This window comes from Streptomyces sp. NPDC088116, assembly GCF_044741745.1.
In the GTDB taxonomy this organism is placed as follows: domain Bacteria; phylum Actinomycetota; class Actinomycetes; order Streptomycetales; family Streptomycetaceae; genus Streptomyces.
The window spans coordinates 16520-33324 of record NZ_JBIUTF010000002.1; the positions used below are offsets into that span (position 1 = coordinate 16520).

The window sequence follows — 16805 nt, forward strand, 5'->3', positions numbered from 1 at the left end:
CTCCCGGCGCGGCCGAGTCCTCGCTTACGATGGCCGTTGCGGTGGGGCCCGCCTGCCGTGCCCGCGCCCGTGTCCGTACACGACCCACGTGCCAGGCCCGACCGGCAAGGAGACCAACCTCAGTGTCCGTCTTCAACAAGCTCATGCGTGCAGGCGAAGGCAAGATCCTGCGCAAACTGCACCGCATCGCGGACCAGGTCAACTCCATCGAAGAGGACTTCGTCTCTCTCTCCGACGCCGAGTTGAAGGCGCTCACCGCCGAGTACAAAGAGCGGTACGCCGACGGTGAGAGCCTGGACGACCTGCTCCCCGAGGCCTTCGCGACCGTCCGTGAGGCGGCCAAGCGTGTCCTCGGTCAGCGCCACTACGACGTCCAGCTGATGGGCGGCGCCGCACTGCACCTCGGCCATGTCGCCGAGATGAAGACCGGTGAGGGCAAGACCCTCGTCGGCACGCTGCCCGCGTACCTCAACGCGCTGTCCGGCAAGGGCGTCCACCTGATCACGGTGAACGACTACCTGGCCGAGCGCGACTCCGAGATGATGGGCCGCGTCCACAAGTTCCTGGACCTCGAGGTCGGCTGCATCCTGGCGAACATGTCGCCCGCGCAGCGCCGCGAGCAGTACGCCTGCGACATCACGTACGGGACGAACAACGAGTTCGGCTTCGACTACCTGCGCGACAACATGGCGTGGTCCCAGGAAGAGCTGGTCCAGCGCGGCCACAACTACGCCATCGTCGACGAGGTCGACTCGATCCTCGTCGACGAGGCCCGTACGCCGCTGATCATCTCCGGCCCCGCCGACCAGGCCACCAAGTGGTACGGCGACTTCGCCAAGCTGGTCACCCGGCTCACCAAGGGCGAGGCGGGCAACCAGCTCAAGGGCATCGAGGAGACCGGCGACTACGAGGTCGACGAGAAGAAGCGCACCGTGGCCATCCATGAGCCCGGTGTCTCCAAGGTCGAGGACTGGCTGGGTATCGACAACCTGTACGAGTCGGTGAACACGCCGCTCGTCGGTTATCTGAACAACGCCATCAAGGCCAAGGAACTGTTCAAGAACGACAAGGACTACGTCGTCATCGACGGCGAAGTCATGATCGTCGACGAGCACACCGGCCGTATCCTCGCCGGCCGTCGCTACAACGAGGGCATGCACCAGGCGATCGAGGCGAAGGAAGGGGTGGACATCAAGGACGAGAACCAGACTCTTGCCACGATCACCCTCCAGAACTTCTTCCGCCTCTACGGCAAGCTCTCCGGTATGACCGGTACGGCCATGACCGAGGCCGCCGAGTTCCACCAGATCTACAAGCTGGGCGTCGTGCCGATCCCGACGAACCGGCCGATGGTCCGCGTGGACCAGTCCGACCTGATCTACCGCACCGAGGTCGCCAAGTTCGCGGCGGTCGTCGACGACATCGCGGAGAAGCACGAGAAGGGGCAGCCGATCCTGGTCGGCACCACCTCGGTCGAGAAGTCCGAGTACCTCTCGCAGCAGCTCAACAAGCGCGGTGTCCAGCACGAGGTGCTCAACGCCAAGCAGCACGACCGGGAGGCGACGATCGTCGCCCAGGCCGGCCGCAAGGGTGCCGTCACCGTCGCCACCAACATGGCCGGGCGTGGTACGGACATCAAGCTCGGCGGCAACCCCGACGACCTGGCGGAGGCCGAGCTGCGGCAGCGCGGCCTTGACCCCGTCGAGCATGTCGAGGAGTGGGCGGCGGCCCTGCCGGCCGCTCTGGAGCGGGCCGAGCAGGCGGTCAAGGCGGAGTTCGAGGAGGTCAAGGACCTCGGCGGGCTCTACGTCCTGGGCACCGAGCGGCACGAGTCGCGCCGCATCGACAACCAGCTGCGCGGTCGTTCCGGACGTCAGGGCGACCCCGGCGAGTCCCGTTTCTACCTGTCGCTCGGCGACGACCTGATGCGTCTGTTCAAGGCGCAGATGGTCGAGCGCGTGATGGCGATGGCCAATGTGCCCGACGACGTTCCCATCGAGAACAAGATGGTGACCCGCGCGATCGCGTCCGCCCAGTCGCAGGTCGAGGTCCAGAACTTCGAGACGCGTAAGAACGTCCTGAAGTACGACGAGGTCCTCAACCGGCAGCGTGAGGTCATCTACGGCGAGCGCCGCCGTGTCCTGGAGGGCGAGGACCTCCAGGAGCAGGTGCGTCACTTCATGGACGACACCATCGAGGCGTACATCCAGGCGGAGACCGTTGAGGGCTTCGCCGAGGAGTGGGACCTGGACCGGCTGTGGGGCGCCTTCAAGCAGCTCTACCCGACGAAGGTCACCGTCGAGGAGCTGGAGGACGCCACGGGCGACCGTGCCGGGATCACCTCCGAGTTCATCGCGGAGTCCATCAAGGACGACATCTACGAGCAGTACGAGGACCGGGAGAACCAGCTCGGCGCGGACATCATGCGTGAGCTGGAGCGGCGCGTGGTGCTGTCCGTCCTGGACCGCAAGTGGCGCGAGCACCTCTACGAGATGGACTACCTCCAGGAGGGCATCGGCCTCCGGGCGATGGCGCAGAAGGACCCGCTGGTCGAGTACCAGCGCGAGGGCTTCGACATGTTCAACGCCATGATGGACGGCATCAAGGAGGAGTCCGTCGGCTACCTGTTCAACCTGGAGGTCCAGGTCGAGCAGCAGGTAGAGGAGGTTCCGGTGCAGGATTCGGCCGAGCGCACCTCGCTCACCAAGGAGGACGCGGTGCCCGCCGGTGCCTCCCGGCCGGAGATCCGCGCCAAGGGGCTGGACGCTCCGCAGCGGCCCGACCGGCTGCACTTCTCCGCTCCCACGGTGGACGGGGAGGGCGGCATCGTCGAGGGCGACTTCCAGAGCGCGGAGGGCCCGACGCGCTCCACGTCGGACGGGATGACGCGGGCCGAGCGCCGTAAGGCGCAGAAGGGCGGCCGTCGCAAGAAGTAGGACCGGCCGGTCCAGCGGGACCGGCTGATCCCGGTACGGGCCGGGGCACGCACCTTCGCTGTGTGTGCCCCGGCCCGTACTCATTCCCCGGCCCGTCCTCACGTCGCGGCCCGTACTCATTCCCCGGCCCGTCCTCATGCCCCGGCGGTGACGCGCTCTCCGCCGAGCTCGACCGCCGCGCAGCGCCACCGCAGATCGGCGCTCTGCTCCAGACGGAAGGCCATGGCGCGCAGCTGTTCGCCCGCAGCGATGCTCGCGGAGGCCTCCACCACGCCGGTCCTCGGCTGGAAGGCACGGCAGGTGTGGATGACGGGGCGTACGCCTCTCGCCCTCAGCGGAGTGCCGGGGGCGAGCTGGACGAGCTGTTCGTACGCGTCCCCGACGGTCTGGCCGAGCATCCAGTGCACGGGCTTCTGGCCGCTGAGGACGGCCAGCAGGCGCTCCGCGAAGAGTTCGTGCGGAGGGATGTGCGGGCGCCGCTGCGGGCGTACGGTGCCGGGCCTGCGCTGATCGCGGCGGGACGGCGGCCGGGCCGGTGGCCGGGCCGGGACGGCCGGCCTGTCCGCGGCGGCGGAATCGATGTTCCTGGCGGTGGTGATCCTGCCTGTGGTGGTGCCGCCTGTCTTGGTGCCGCCCGTGGCGGTCCTGCCCGTGGTGGCGGGCCCGGCCGTCCGGCCCGTCGTGGTGGTCCCCGCCTTGGCGATGGTCCTGGCCGCTGCCCGGTCCGTCGCGGTGCCGAGGGGAGTGGCGGTATCGGTCCTGTCCATGCAGATCGCCCCCGTCTGCTCTGCCCGCCCGGCTCGGATACCGGGCAGTAACTTCTGGTGGGGCATCTTTTACGGGCCGTCCGGGGGCCGTCGCAAGGCCGGTGCGCGCTCGGCGCAGGGAACGGTGGAATCACCTATCCGGGTGATGAGCGCGCCGTGCGGGGCCGGACAGCGGGGTGGCGTGCGGTTCCCGGTGGACGCCTCAGGGCTCCTGGAGCGTCACCCCGAAGAGGGACTCCCGGACGTATCCTTAGATGCTTCCCCGACTACGAAAGTGGCCTGCTCATGCGCGTCTACGTCCCCCTGACCCTGTCCGGTCTCGCAGCGGCGCACAAGACCGGCGAGCTGGGTCCAGGGCCGCTGACCGCGTACGCCGTGACCCCCGGGCTGCGCGAGTGGTACGTCTCCGACGACATCGAGGAACTGGAGTACGCGGCCCTCAACCGGGCCGCCGCCGGCTCGCTGCGGCTGCTCGCCGCGGATCCGGGTGCCGGTCGCCGCAGGGTCGTCGTCGCGGCCGACGTACCCGACAGGGAAGCCGTCGCGGACCCCGACCGCGGGCCGGACGCCGCCGGGCTCGGCGAGGTGCGGATCGCCTCCGCGATCGCGCTGTCGAAGGCGGCGGCGGTGCACGTCGACTCCGACGAGGCGCACGCCGACGTCTCGGCCGCGGCGGACGCGCTGGGCGCGGCGGATCACGGCGACGACGACGCGCGGTTCACGGTGGACGGCGCGGAGGACCACGAGCTGCTCTGGTACGGGATCCAGGAGATCCCGAACCTCATCTAGACCGGACAGGGCCTGAGGATCTGGGCCGGACAGGGCGTGAGTCTGTCCGCTCGGCGGGGCGTTGTCAGACACGGCCGGTACGGTTTTGGCATGGGGAAGCAGAGGACGCATCTCGTCTGGGACTGGAACGGGACCATCCTCGATGACATCCAGGCGGTCATCGGGGCGACGAATGCCGCGTTCGCGGAGATAGGCCTGGAGCCGATCACGCTGGACCGTTACCGCGCGCTGTACTGCGTGCCGATTCCGGTGTTCTACGAGCGGCTGATGGGCCGTCTGCCGACCGACGACGAGTGGGTCGTCATGGACGAGTGCTTCCACCGGCACTACACGGAGCGGCGGGCCGGCTGCGGGCTGACCGACGGCGTCGAGGAACTGCTGGCGCAGTGGCAGTTGGCGGGGCGCAGCCAGTCGCTGCTGAGCATGTACGGGCACGACGAGCTGGTGCCGGTCGTGCGGGCGTACGGAATCGAGAGCCACTTCATCCGCGTCGACGGGCGGACGGGGCCGTCGGGCGGCAGCAAGGCGCTGCACATGGAGCGGCATCTGGCGGCACTGGCCGCGCAGGGCGAGGGCGGCGGGATATCCGCGGAGCGCACCGTGGTGATCGGCGACGCGGTCGACGACGCGGTGGCGGCGGCGCATGTGGGGGCGCGTGCGGTGCTGTACAGCGGCGGGTCGCACAGTCGGGCGAGCCTGGAAGCGGTGGGGGTGCCGGTCGTGGACAGCTTGGCGGACGCGGTGGCTTTGGCGGGGGACTTGGCCTGAGGTCCGGCCGCCTCGGGTCCGGCCGCCTCGGGTCCGGCCGTCTCTAGTCCGGCCGTCTCGAGTCCGGCCGTCTAGGATCCGGCCGTCTCGGCGGGGCGCCGTCCGGGGGTGCGGGTGCGGTGTCTGGTGGGCGTGGGTGCGGATGTGGTGCGCGCCGTTGTGGGTGCGGGTGCCGGGGCCTCCGGAGGCGCATGTCCGGACTGCATGATTTACGGCGCGTGCGGGTCTCGTACCCGGGTGCGGGCCGAGTAGCGCCACACATCACGCTTTACGTCCGGACACGCACCTCCTGCACCTCCGACCCCCTCCCGCAGGTGGTCCGCCCCCGGGCGGTGGGGGTGGTCCGCGGCACCCGGCAACAACCCGCACACGAACCAGCGGCCGGCGTCACAATGCAGCCGGACCCCGCCGGGAGGCGCCCCGCACCCCACCATGGCCCCCCGCCGGGAGGCGTTACGTTCGGAGGAGTTTCAGGAATTCGCGCATCCAGGACGAGTGGTCCGGCCAGGCGCGGGAGGAGATCAGGTTGCCGTCCACGACCGCCTCCGTGTCCTGGAAGGTGGCGCCGGCCGCCTGCATGTCGGGTTCCAGGGCCGGGTACGCGGTGACGTGGCGGCCGGCGAGTTCGCCGATCGCGGCTGTCAGGAGCGGGCCGTGGCAGATCTGGGCCACCGGTTTGTCGGCGTCGAAGAAGGACTTGAGGATCTTGCGGAGTTCCGGGTCGCCCCGCAGGTATTCGGGGGCGCGTCCGCCGGGGATGACCACGGCGGCGTACTGGGTGGGTTCGACCTCGGCGAAGGCCAGGTCGGCCGGCCAGGTGTAGCCGGGCTTCTCCGTGTAGGTGTCGAAGCCTGGTTCGAAGTCGTGGACCACGAACTGGAGCTTCTTGCGGGTAGGGGCGGCGATATGGACCTCGTAGCCCTCCTCGCGCAGGCGTTGGTACGGATAGAGGACTTCGAGGGATTCGGCGGCATCGCCGGTGACGATCAGAACCTTGGCTGCCATGACTGCTCCCGGGAAGGATGTGTCGATGTGTCCATCTGTCGACCAGTCTCGTCCTGTTGGTCGCTCTCGTCCGGGTCGCCGCGCGTGGGTGATTTTGGCTTGTGCGGAGCGTCCAAAACGGGGTCCAGCTTTTGTACACATACGGCACATGACGGCGCCCGGGTGGAGGGAGATAGCCTTGTCCCCGTGATCAGCGCTATACGCCGTGGGGGCAGCGAAGCCCCCGGCCCGCGCCCGGAGCGTTACAGCGCCCGGGTGGTCGCTGATCACCCCGATCCGGGTGGACCGTCAAAATTGGCAAATAAAGCCCCGGACATCTTCCGCCGCGGCATAACGTCGACTCCGAGCGGAAACCCCGCGTCGTGGCGTTGTGTCGCATCCTTCACCTACGTCACGCAACGGCGCGCGACAGGAGCCAGAGGACATGCAGACCAAGCTGGACGAAGCCAAGGCCGAGCTGCTCGAACAGGCGGCCCGGGTCGCTGAGAACAGCCCGGTGGGGGGTGCCGGGGGGCCAGTGGGCAGCTCCCGCAAGAGCGCGGCCCCGGCCGGAGCCGGCGGGTCCGGCGACGGGGGTGGTGGCCCCGACCGGGAGACGCTCCTCGCGTACCTCCAGCGCTACTACCTGCACACGGCTCCGGAGGATCTGGTCGGCCGTGACCCCGTGGATGTCTTCGGTGCCGCGCAGTCGCACTACCGGCTGGCCGCGCACCGCCCGCAGGGGACGGCCAACGTACGGGTGCACACCCCGACGGTCGAGGAGAACGGCTGGACGTGCAGCCACTCCGTGGTCGAGGTCGTCACCGACGACATGCCGTTCCTGGTCGACTCCGTCACCAACGAGCTCTCCCGGCAGAGCCGCGGCATCCATGCCGTGATCCACCCGCAGATCGCCGTACGCCGTGATGTCACCGGCAAGCTGATCGAGGTGCTGCCCGAGGGGACGGCCGCCGAGGAGCGCCCGCACGACGCGCTCACCGAGTCCTGGATCCATGTCGAGGTCGACCGCGAGAGCGACCGCGGCGACCTGAAGCAGATCACCTCCGACCTGCTGCGCGTTCTGTCCGACGTTCGCGAGACCGTTGAGGACTGGGAGAAGATGCGCGACTCCGCGCTGCGCATCGCCGATGAGCTCGCCGACGAGCCGATCGCGGACGATCTGCGCGACCAGGAGGTCTACGAGGCCCGGGAGCTGCTGCGCTGGCTCGCCGCGGATCACTTCACCTTCCTCGGTTACCGCGAGTATCAGCTGACGGACACCGATGTCCTGGCCGCAGTGCCGGGCACCGGGCTCGGTGTCCTGCGTTCCGACCCCAAGCACAACGAGGACGACGATCACCCGGTCAGTCCCTCCTTCAGCCGGCTGCCCGCCGACGCCCGCGCCAAGGCCCGTGAGCACAAGCTGCTCATCCTCACCAAGGCCAACAGCCGCGCGACCGTCCACCGGCCCGGTTACCTCGACTACGTCGGGGTGAAGAAGTTCGACGACAAGGGCAATGTCGTCGGCGAGAGGCGCTTCCTGGGGCTCTTCTCCTCGGCCGCGTACACCGAGTCCGTGCGCCGGGTCCCGGTGATCCGCCGCAAGGTCGCCGAGGTCCTGGAGGGCGCGGGCTTCTCGCCCAACAGCCACGACGGCCGCGATCTGCTCCAGATCCTGGAGACGTACCCGCGCGACGAGCTGTTCCAGACGCCCGTCGACCAGCTCCGTTCGATCGTCACCAGCGTGCTCTACCTCCAGGAGCGCAGGCGGCTGCGGCTCTACCTCCGCCAGGACGAGTACGGGCGCTACTACTCGGCCCTCGTCTACCTGCCGCGTGATCGCTACACCACGGGGGTCCGGCTCCGGCTGGTCGACATCCTCAAGGAGGAGCTCGGCGGGACCAGCGTCGACTTCACCGCCTGGAATACAGAATCGATCCTCTCCAGGCTGCACTTCGTGGTCCGGGTCCCGCCGGGCACCGCGCTGACCAAGCTCACGGACGCCGACGCGGACCGTATCGAGGCCCGGCTGGTCGAGGCCGCACGCTCCTGGGCCGACGCGTTCGGCGAGGCGCTGAACGCCGAATGCGGCGAGGAGCGCGCCGCCGAACTGCTGCGCCGGTACGGCAACGCCTTCCCCGAGGGCTACAAGGCTGACCACTCTCCGCGGGCCGCCGTCGCCGACCTCGCCCATCTGGAGGCGCTCGCCCAGGCGGAGAAGGACTTCTCGCTCTCCCTGTACGAGCCCGTCGACGCCGGTCCCGGCGAGCGGCGTTTCAAGATCTACCGCTCCGGCGAGCAGGTCTCGCTCTCGGCCGTCCTCCCGGTGCTCCAGCGGCTCGGTGTCGAGGTCGTCGACGAGCGTCCGTACGAGCTGCGCTGCTCGGACCGTACCCACGCCTGGATCTACGACTTCGGCCTGCGGATGCCCCCGGGCGGTGGCGCGGGTGGCGACTACCTGACCGAGGACGACCGCGAGCGTTTCCAGGACGCGTTCGCCGCCGTCTGGACCGGGGCCGCGGAGAACGACGGCTTCAACGCGCTCGTGCTGCGGGCCGGTCTGGACTGGCGGCAGGCGATGGTGCTGCGCGCGTACGCCAAGTACCTGCGCCAGTCCGGCTCGACCTTCAGCCAGGACTACATGGAGGACACCCTCCGTACCAACGTCCACACCACCCGGCTGCTGGTCTCCCTCTTCGAGGCCCGGATGTCGCCCGGCCGCCAGCGCGCCGGTACGGAGCTGACCGAGGCGATGCTGGAGGAGCTGGACGGCGCCCTGGACCAGGTCGCGAGCCTGGACGAGGACCGGATCCTGCGGTCCTTCCTCACCCTCGTCAAGGCCACCCTGCGGACCAACTTCTTCCAGAAGTCGCAGGACGGCGGGCAGCACAGCTATGTGTCGATGAAGTTCGACCCGCGGGCCATTCCCGACCTGCCCGCGCCCCGGCCCGCGTACGAGATCTGGGTGTACTCCCCGCGCGTCGAGGGCGTCCACCTGCGCTTCGGCAAGGTCGCCCGCGGTGGTCTGCGCTGGTCCGACCGGCGCGAGGACTTCCGTACGGAGGTGCTCGGCCTGGTCAAGGCGCAGATGGTGAAGAACACGGTGATCGTGCCCGTCGGCGCCAAGGGCGGCTTCGTCGCCAAGCAGCTGCCCGACCCGGCCGCGGACCGGGACGCCTGGCTCGCCGAGGGCATCGCCTCGTACAAGATCTTCATCTCGGCCCTGCTCGACATCACGGACAACATGGTCGCGGGCGAGGTCGTGCCGCCGTCCGACGTGGTCCGCCACGACGGGGAGGACACGTATCTGGTCGTCGCCGCCGACAAGGGCACCGCGAGCTTCTCCGACATCGCCAACGAGGTCGCTGTCGCCTACGACTTCTGGCTCGGGGATGCCTTCGCCTCCGGCGGCAGCGCGGGCTACGACCACAAGGGCATGGGCATCACCGCACGCGGTGCCTGGGTGTCGGTCGAGCGGCACTTCCGCGAACTCGGCCACGACACCCAGACCCAGGACTTCACGGTCGTCGGTGTCGGCGACATGTCCGGTGACGTGTTCGGCAACGGCATGCTGCTCTCCGAGCACATCCGGCTCGTCGCGGCCTTCGACCACCGGCACATCTTCCTCGACCCGCACCCGGACTCGGCCACCTCGTACGCCGAGCGCCGCCGCCTGTTCGAGCTGCCGCGCTCCTCATGGGCGGATTACGACAAGTCCCTGCTCTCGCAGGGCGGCGGCATCCATCCCCGCAGCGCCAAGTCGATCCCCGTCAACACGCATGTGCGCGAGGCCCTCGGCATCGAGGCCGGTGTCACCAAGCTGACGCCCGCCGACCTGATGAAGGCGATCCTCCAGGCCCCCGTCGACCTGCTGTGGAACGGCGGCATCGGTACGTACGTCAAGGCCTCCACCGAGACGGACGCCGACGTCGGTGACAAGGCCAACGACGCGATCCGCGTCAACGGCGAGGACCTGCGGGTCAAGGTCGTCGGCGAGGGCGGCAACCTGGGGCTGACCCAGCTCGGCCGGATCGAGTTCGCCCGGCTCGGCGCCGGCGGTGACGGCGGCAAGGTCAACACCGACGCCATCGACAACAGCGCGGGCGTGGACACCTCCGACCACGAGGTGAACATCAAGATCCTGCTCAACGGCCTGGTCACCGAAGGCGACATGACCGTCAAGCAGCGCAACAAGCTGCTCGCCGCGATGACCGACGAGGTCGGCGCGCTGGTCCTGCGCAACAACTACGCGCAGAACACCGCGCTCGCCAACGCCTCCGCCCAGGCGCCCTCCCTCCTCCACGCCCACCAGCGGTTCATGCGGCGCCTCGTGCGGGACGGGGACCTCAACAGGGCGCTGGAGTTCCTGCCGACCGAACGGCAGATCCGGGAACTGCTCAACTCCGGCAGGGGCCTGTCCCAGCCCGAACTCGCGGTGCTGCTCGCCTACACCAAGATCACGGTGGCGGAGGAGCTGATCCACACGGAGCTGCCGGACGACCCGTACCTGCGCAAGCTGCTGCACGCGTACTTCCCCGAAGCGCTGATGAAGCAGTTCGCCGAGCAGATCGACGCGCACGCGCTGCGCCGCGAGATCATTACGACGGTGCTGGTCAACGACACCGTCAACACCGGTGGTTCGACCTTCCTGCACCGGCTGCGCGAGGAGACCGGGGCGTCGATCGAGGAGATCGTACGGGCGCAGACGGCGGCCCGGGAGATCTTCGGGCTGAACGGTGTCTGGGACGCTGTCGAGGCGCTGGACAACCAGGTCGCGGCCGGTGTCCAGACCCGGATCCGGCTGCACTCGCGCCGGCTGGTGGAGCGCGGTACGCGCTGGCTGCTGGGCAACCGGCCGCAGCCCCTGGAGATCGCCGAGACCATCGAGTTCTTCGCCGCGGGCGTGGAGCGGGTCTGGGCGCAGCTGCCCACGATGCTGCGCGGGCCCGAACTGGACTGGTACCAGGGCATCCTGACGGAGCTGACCGGCGCGGGCGTGCCCGAGGAACTCGCGCTGCGGGTCGCCGGCTTCTCGTCCGCCTTCCCGACGCTCGACATCGTGGCGATCGCCGACCGTACGGAACAGGACCCGCTGGCCGTCGCCGAGGTGTACTACGACCTCGGTGACCGGCTGCGGATCAGCCAGCTGATGGACCGGATCGTGGAGCTGCCGCGGGCGGATCGCTGGCAGTCCATGGCCCGCGCCTCCATCCGCGAGGATCTGTACGCGGCGCACGCCGGGCTGACATCGGACGTCCTGACCGTGGGCGACGGCAGTTCGACGCCCGAGGAGCGCTTCAAGGCGTGGGAGCAGAAGAACGCCGCGATCCTGGGCCGTTCGCGGGCCACGCTGGAGGAGATCCAGAGTTCGGACGCGTTCGACCTGGCGAATCTGTCGGTCGCGATGCGGACGATGAGGACGCTGCTGCGTACGCACCGCTGATCCGGAGCGACATGAGGGATCCGGAGTGACAGGAGGGGCGCCCGGCTCGTGACGAGCCGGGCGCCCCTGTGCGTACGGGGTTACTTCTTGCCGGTGAACTCCTCGTACGCCGCGACGACTTCCGCCGCCGGGCCGTCCATCCGCAGCGTCCCCGACTCCAGCCAGAGCGCCCGGTCGCAGGTCTCGGTGATCGTCTTGTTGCTGTGGCTGACCAGGAAGACCGTGCCCGCCCGTTCGCGCAGTTCGGCGATGCGTTCCTGGCTGCGGCGCTGGAACCGGGCGTCGCCGGTGGACAGTGCCTCGTCGATCAGCAGGACCTCATGGCTCTTGGCGGCGGCGATCGAGAAGCGCAGCCGGGCGCCCATGCCCGAGGAGTACGTCCGCATCGGCAGGGAGATGAAGTCGCCCTTCTCGTTGATTCCGGAGAACTCCACGATGTCGTCGTAGCGTGCCCGGACCTGCTCGCGCGACATGCCCATCGCCAGCCCGCCGAGGATGACATTGCGTTCCCCGGTCAGGTCGCTCATCAGCGCCGCGTTGACGCCGAGGAGCGAGGGCCGGCCCCGGGTGAAGACCCTGCCCCGAGCTGTGGGCAGCAGTCCGGCGACGGCCTTGAGCAGGGTCGACTTGCCGGACCCGTTGGAGCCGATCAGCCCGATCGCCTCGCCCTTGTACGCGGCGAAGCTGACGCCCCGTACGGCGTGCACCTCGCGCGCTCCGGGGGTGCCGCGCCGCGACACGATGCGGCTCAGGGCGGAGGTGGCGCTGCCCCGGCCGCCGCGGGTGCCGTGGACCGTATAGGTGATGTGGACGCCGTCGGCGACGACGGTCGGGACGGCATCGGGGGTTGACGGGACGGGATCGGGGGGTGAGTCAGCCACGGCCGTACTCCTCCTCGGCTTTCCAGAAGAACAGGAATCCGCCGGCTCCGGCGAGCAGCGCCCAGCCGGCGGCGATGGCCCAGACATGCGGGGGCAGTTGACCGGCGGTGTAGCTGTCGACGAGCGCGAAGCGCATCAGGTCGATGTAGACGGCGGCCGGGTTGCATTGCAGCGCCACCGCCACGACATGCGGCAGGCCGTCGCCCTTCGTCACGCGGTCGACGCTGAACATCACGCCGGAGACGTACATCCAGGTGCGCAGCAGGAACGGCATCAGCTGGGCGATGTCCGGAGTCTTGGCGGCCAGCCTCGCCACGGCCATCGAGAGGCCCATGTTGAACAGCGACTGGAGCAGCAGGGCCGGCAGCGCGAGCAGCCAGGCGGGCCCGGGGTACTGGCCGAAACAGACCAGGATCACGACCAGCGCGCCCATGGAGAAGAGCAGTTGCTGGAGCTGCTGGAGGGCGAGCGCCATCGGCAAGGAGGCGCGGGGGAAGTGCAGGGCGCGTACGAGGCCGAGATTGCCGGAGATCGCGCGGGTGCCCGCCGTGATCGAGTTCGAGGTGAACGTCCAGATGAAGACGCCGGTCACCAGGAACGGGATGAAGTCCGGTATGTCGCGCTTGGTCTGGAGCAGTACGCCGAAGATGAAGTAGTAGACCGTCGCGTTGAGCAGCGGGGTCATGATCTGCCAGATCTGGCCGAGCTTTGCCTGGCTGTACTGCGAGGTCAGCCGGGCGGTGGCGAAGGCGGTGATGAAGTGCCGCCGTGACCAGAGCTGCCGTACGTACACGGGCAGCGTCGGCCGGGCGCCGCTCACGGTGAGCCCGTGGCGTGCGGCGAGGGCGCTGAAGTCGGTCTCGGTCCCGGTCTTGGTGGCGGCGGTGGGGTTACGGGCGGGCGCCTGGGCGCGGTCCGGGGAGGGGTCCGGGACCGGTGCGGTCGGTGTGATCATCGGGCTCACGTTCGTCGCTGGGTGTCGCGCTGGTGCTGGTCGCTCCTGTCGCGGCTGAGGCATCACTTACGACGGGACGGGTCCGTATCGTCGTAACGGCAAAGGTAGGACGGGTTACGTCGCAACGCAACCGTTTCGTTGTGACGTCGCCGTGGCGCTATGCTCGGTGCCGATGACTACCGACCCCCGGACTACCGACTCCCGGACCGCCGGCCCCCGGACCGCCGGCCCCCGGTCCGCGGACCCGCGCGCCCCGCGCCGCGCCCCCGCAGGCGCCGCCGTGCTCCGCGAGGACGTGACCGACGCCATCCGCACCGCCGTCTTCGAGGAACTGGCCGCGGTCGGCTTCGCCCGGATGTCCATCGAGGGCATCGCCCGCCGCGCCGGTGTCGGCAAGACCGCCGTCTACCGCCGCTGGAAGTCCAAGCTCGCGCTCGTCCTCGACCTGGTCTCCGCGTTCGCCGCGCAGGGGCTGCCCGCCCCCGCGACCGGCTCGCTGTACGGCGACGTCCGCGCGCTGCTGGAAGTCGCCTCCCACGCCCTGCGCCACCCGGTCGCCTCGCAGGTCATCCCGGATCTGCTGGTGGAGGCGGCCCGCCACCCCGAGATCTCGGACGCGATCAAGGCGGCGCTGCTGGACGGGCAGCAGGGCATCGCGGCGGTGATCGTCCGCGCGGCGGTCGAACGCGGGGAGCTTCCCGAAGGCGCGGACGCCGACCGGGCGCTGGATCTGATCGTCGGACCGCTCTACTGGCGGCTGGTGGTGGTCCGTGGCGATCTGCCCAAGGGGTATCTGGACGACCTGGCGGCCTCGGCGGTGGCCGCGCTCAGCCGCCGACCACCGAGGTGACGTGACAGGGAGGGACGGCCGTCGCGGCGGCCGCCCCTCCCTGTATCAACTGCCTGTATCAACTCGCTGCATCAACTCGCCGTATCAGCTCCCGTATCAACAGCACCTGTCACACGGCTATTTGACGGCTCCCGCCATCACGCCCGTCACGAACTGCCGCTGGAACGCGAAGAACACGACCAGCGGAATCACCATCGAGACGAAAGCGCCGGGCGCCAGCACATCGATGTTGTTGCCGAACTGCCGTACCTGCTGCTGGAGCGCGACGGTGATCGGCGGATTCTTGGAGTCCGCGAAGATCAGCGCCACCAGCATGTCGTTCCAGACCCAGAGGAACTGGAAGATCCCGAGCGAGGCGATCGCGGGACCGCCGAGCGGCATCACGACCCGTGTGAACAGCCGTATCTCGCCCGCGCCGTCCAGCCGGGCCGCCTCCAGCAGCTCTCGCGGGATCTCCGCGAAGAAGTTCCGTAGCAGGAAGATCGCGAAGGGCAGACCGAAGGCGACATGGAAGAGGATCACGCCGAACGTCGTCTCGAAGATGCCGATTGCACCGAACAGCTTCGAGACCGGGATCAGCGCGACCTGCACCGGCACCACCAGCAGTCCGACGACCACCAGGAACCACCAGTCGCGTCCGGGGAAGTCCATCCAGGCGAAGGCGTATCCGGCGAGTGAGCCGATCACCACGACCAGGAGGGTCGAGGGGACGGTGATCACGATCGTGGAGAGCAGGGAGTTGGTGATGATGTCGTTGTCGAGGAGCTGCGAGTAGTTCGCGGTGGTCAGCTCGGCGGGCGCGGTGAAGACCTTCCACCAGCCGCTCGCTGCGATGTCCGTGGAGTCGCGCAGCGAGGAGAGCAGCAGACCGATCGTGGGCATCAGCCAGAACAGGCCGACCAGCATCAGGAAGACCCGCACCACCCCGCCGCCCGCGCGGGCCGCGATCCGGCTCCCGAGGGACTGCTCGGCCTTGACCACTCCCTCATGCGTCCCGACAGCTCCGACAGCTCCGGCCTTCTCTGCCGCCGTGACCGTCTTCGACTGCGCCGCGACCCTCGTACCGTCATCGTTCGTGGTCATCGGCGCGTCTCCCTTCGCATCCTCCGTACGTTGAACAGCATCACCGGGATCACCAGCAGGAGCAGCAGTACGGCGATGGCGCTGCCCACGCCGAGATCCGCGTCCGTACCGAACGACGAGCGGTAGAGCTGGAGCGCCAGCACGTTCGCGTCGTCCTGGGACGAGCCCGGTGGAATGATCAGGACCAAGTCGAAGATCTTCAGCACATTGATCATCAGCGTGACCATGACGACGGCCAGGACCGGAGCCAGCAGCGGTACCGTGATCCGGCGGAAGACCTGCCACTCGCTCGCGCCGTCCACCCGGGCGGCCTCCATGAGTTCGCGTGGCACGCTCGCCAGGCCCGCCGCGATCAGCACCATCGCGAACCCCGCCCACATCCACAGGTAGCTGCCGATGACGGCGGGAGTGACGAGCGAGGGACCGAGCCAGTCCACGCCGTTGTACGGCTCCCGGAAGTTGCTCCCGGGCAGTTTCAACTGCGCGCCGTCGGCCGCCTGAGGAAGGCTGAACGTACCGTCCGCGCCCGCTGTCGTGGAGGCCACGACCTTGCCGTCCTTGACCGCCTCGACCTTGATGCCCTTGAGGCCCAGCTCCTTGGCGTCGACGACATTGGGCTTCCCACCGCCGCCCCTGGTGAAGTCGAGCCAGGCGGTCCCGGTGACCCGGCCGTCCTCGGGCTTCGCGGCCTTGGCCGGCTGCGCGTCCGACGGCATCTTCGCCGGGGCCACCCCCACCAGCGGCAGCTGGACCTCGGCGTGCGCGCTCACCGGCTCCTTGGTGAGGAACGAACCGCCGTCCCCCGCCTTCAGCGGATGCACCGGCAGCGGATGGGCCTTGGGGAAGCCGGCCGACTCGTTGAAGGTGTCGTGCACCCCGACCCAGACGGCGTTGGCGACACCGCGGTTCGGATCCTGCTCGTACACCAGCCGGAAGATGATGCCCGCGGCGAGCATCGAGATCGCCATCGGCATGAAGACGATCAGCTTGAACGCCGTTCCCCAGCGCACCCGTTCGGTGAGTACGGCGAAGATCAGACCGAGCGCCGTGGCGACCGTGGGCGCCACGATCACCCAGATCGCGTTGTTCTTGACCGCGGTGAGGATGGTGTCGTCGGTGAATATCTCGATGTAGTTGTCGAGCCCGGCGAAGCCGTCGCCGGACTTGTCGAAGAAGGAGCGGTAGACCGAGAACCCGATCGGGTAGACCACGAGCGCGCCCAGCAGCACCAGCGCGGGCAGCAGGAAACCGGCCGCGACGAGCTTGCGTGTGCCGGTCACGCTCTGACGTTTTTCCGTGACGGGAAGCACCGGCGCGGTGCTTCCCGTGGCCTTGTTCGCCGATGTCAT

At 69.1% G+C, this 16805-nt stretch carries 11 protein-coding genes; 5 read left to right on the top strand and 6 right to left on the bottom strand.

The annotated features are described in order from the left end of the window. The first annotated feature begins 122 nt into the window (after positions 1–122). On the top strand, positions 123–2936 hold the full coding sequence (secA, locus tag ACIOJD_RS06790) for a preprotein translocase subunit SecA (protein WP_401909117.1): 2814 nt from the start codon (positions 123–125) through the stop codon (positions 2934–2936). A 134-nt stretch (positions 2937–3070) separates the two neighbouring features. Here the strand turns inward: secA and ACIOJD_RS06795 are convergent, their stop codons facing one another. Next, positions 3071–3517, bottom strand: a complete 447-nt coding sequence (locus ACIOJD_RS06795) for an Rv3235 family protein (RefSeq protein WP_401911587.1) — start codon at positions 3515–3517, stop codon at positions 3071–3073. 471 nt (positions 3518–3988) lie between these two features. On the opposite strand from ACIOJD_RS06795, the gene ACIOJD_RS06800 reads away from it, so the two are divergent. Both ACIOJD_RS06800 and ACIOJD_RS06805 read left to right on the top strand, forming a co-directional pair. Continuing rightward, a complete protein-coding gene (locus tag ACIOJD_RS06800) occupies positions 3989–4492 on the top strand; it encodes a DUF6912 family protein (protein ID WP_401909120.1) in 504 nt (167 codons plus the stop codon). A 90-nt stretch (positions 4493–4582) separates the two neighbouring features. Continuing rightward, positions 4583–5260 carry an HAD family hydrolase gene (locus ACIOJD_RS06805; RefSeq protein WP_401909123.1) on the top strand — a complete coding sequence of 226 codons (678 nt, stop codon included), beginning with the start codon at positions 4583–4585 and terminating at the stop codon, positions 5258–5260. 453 nt (positions 5261–5713) lie between these two features. Here ACIOJD_RS06805 and ACIOJD_RS06810 read toward each other — a convergent pair whose 3' ends face one another. Continuing rightward, entirely contained in the window at positions 5714–6265 is a 552-nt protein-coding gene (locus ACIOJD_RS06810) for a DJ-1/PfpI family protein (RefSeq protein ID WP_401909126.1), read from the bottom strand. A gap of 424 nt (positions 6266–6689) precedes the next feature. Here ACIOJD_RS06810 and ACIOJD_RS06815 point away from each other — a divergent pair, with 424 nt between their 5' ends. Then, entirely contained in the window at positions 6690–11687 is a 4998-nt protein-coding gene (locus tag ACIOJD_RS06815; protein ID WP_401909129.1) for an NAD-glutamate dehydrogenase, read from the top strand. A gap of 80 nt (positions 11688–11767) precedes the next feature. On the opposite strand, the gene ACIOJD_RS06820 is transcribed toward ACIOJD_RS06815, so the two are convergent. Together ACIOJD_RS06820 and ACIOJD_RS06825 are read right to left on the bottom strand one after the other, a co-directional pair. Next, positions 11768–12568, bottom strand: a complete 801-nt coding sequence (locus ACIOJD_RS06820) for an ABC transporter ATP-binding protein (protein WP_401909131.1) — start codon at positions 12566–12568, stop codon at positions 11768–11770. Then, positions 12561–13523, bottom strand: a complete 963-nt coding sequence (locus ACIOJD_RS06825; RefSeq protein WP_401909134.1) for an ABC transporter permease — start codon at positions 13521–13523, stop codon at positions 12561–12563. The genes ACIOJD_RS06820 and ACIOJD_RS06825 overlap by 8 nt, the downstream gene beginning before the upstream one ends. Before the next feature lie 172 nt (positions 13524–13695). Here ACIOJD_RS06825 and ACIOJD_RS06830 point away from each other — a divergent pair, with 172 nt between their 5' ends. Then, entirely contained in the window at positions 13696–14373 is a 678-nt protein-coding gene (locus ACIOJD_RS06830; RefSeq protein WP_401909136.1) for a TetR/AcrR family transcriptional regulator, read from the top strand. Positions 14374–14490: 117 nt separating this feature from the next. Here ACIOJD_RS06830 and ACIOJD_RS06835 read toward each other — a convergent pair whose 3' ends face one another. Together ACIOJD_RS06835 and ACIOJD_RS06840 are read right to left on the bottom strand one after the other, a co-directional pair. Next, positions 14491–15456, bottom strand: a complete 966-nt coding sequence (locus tag ACIOJD_RS06835; protein WP_401909139.1) for a carbohydrate ABC transporter permease — start codon at positions 15454–15456, stop codon at positions 14491–14493. After that, positions 15453–16805 carry a carbohydrate ABC transporter permease gene (locus tag ACIOJD_RS06840; protein WP_401909140.1) on the bottom strand — a complete coding sequence of 451 codons (1353 nt, stop codon included), beginning with the start codon at positions 16803–16805 and terminating at the stop codon, positions 15453–15455. Before ACIOJD_RS06840 ends, ACIOJD_RS06835 begins: the two co-directional genes overlap by 4 nt.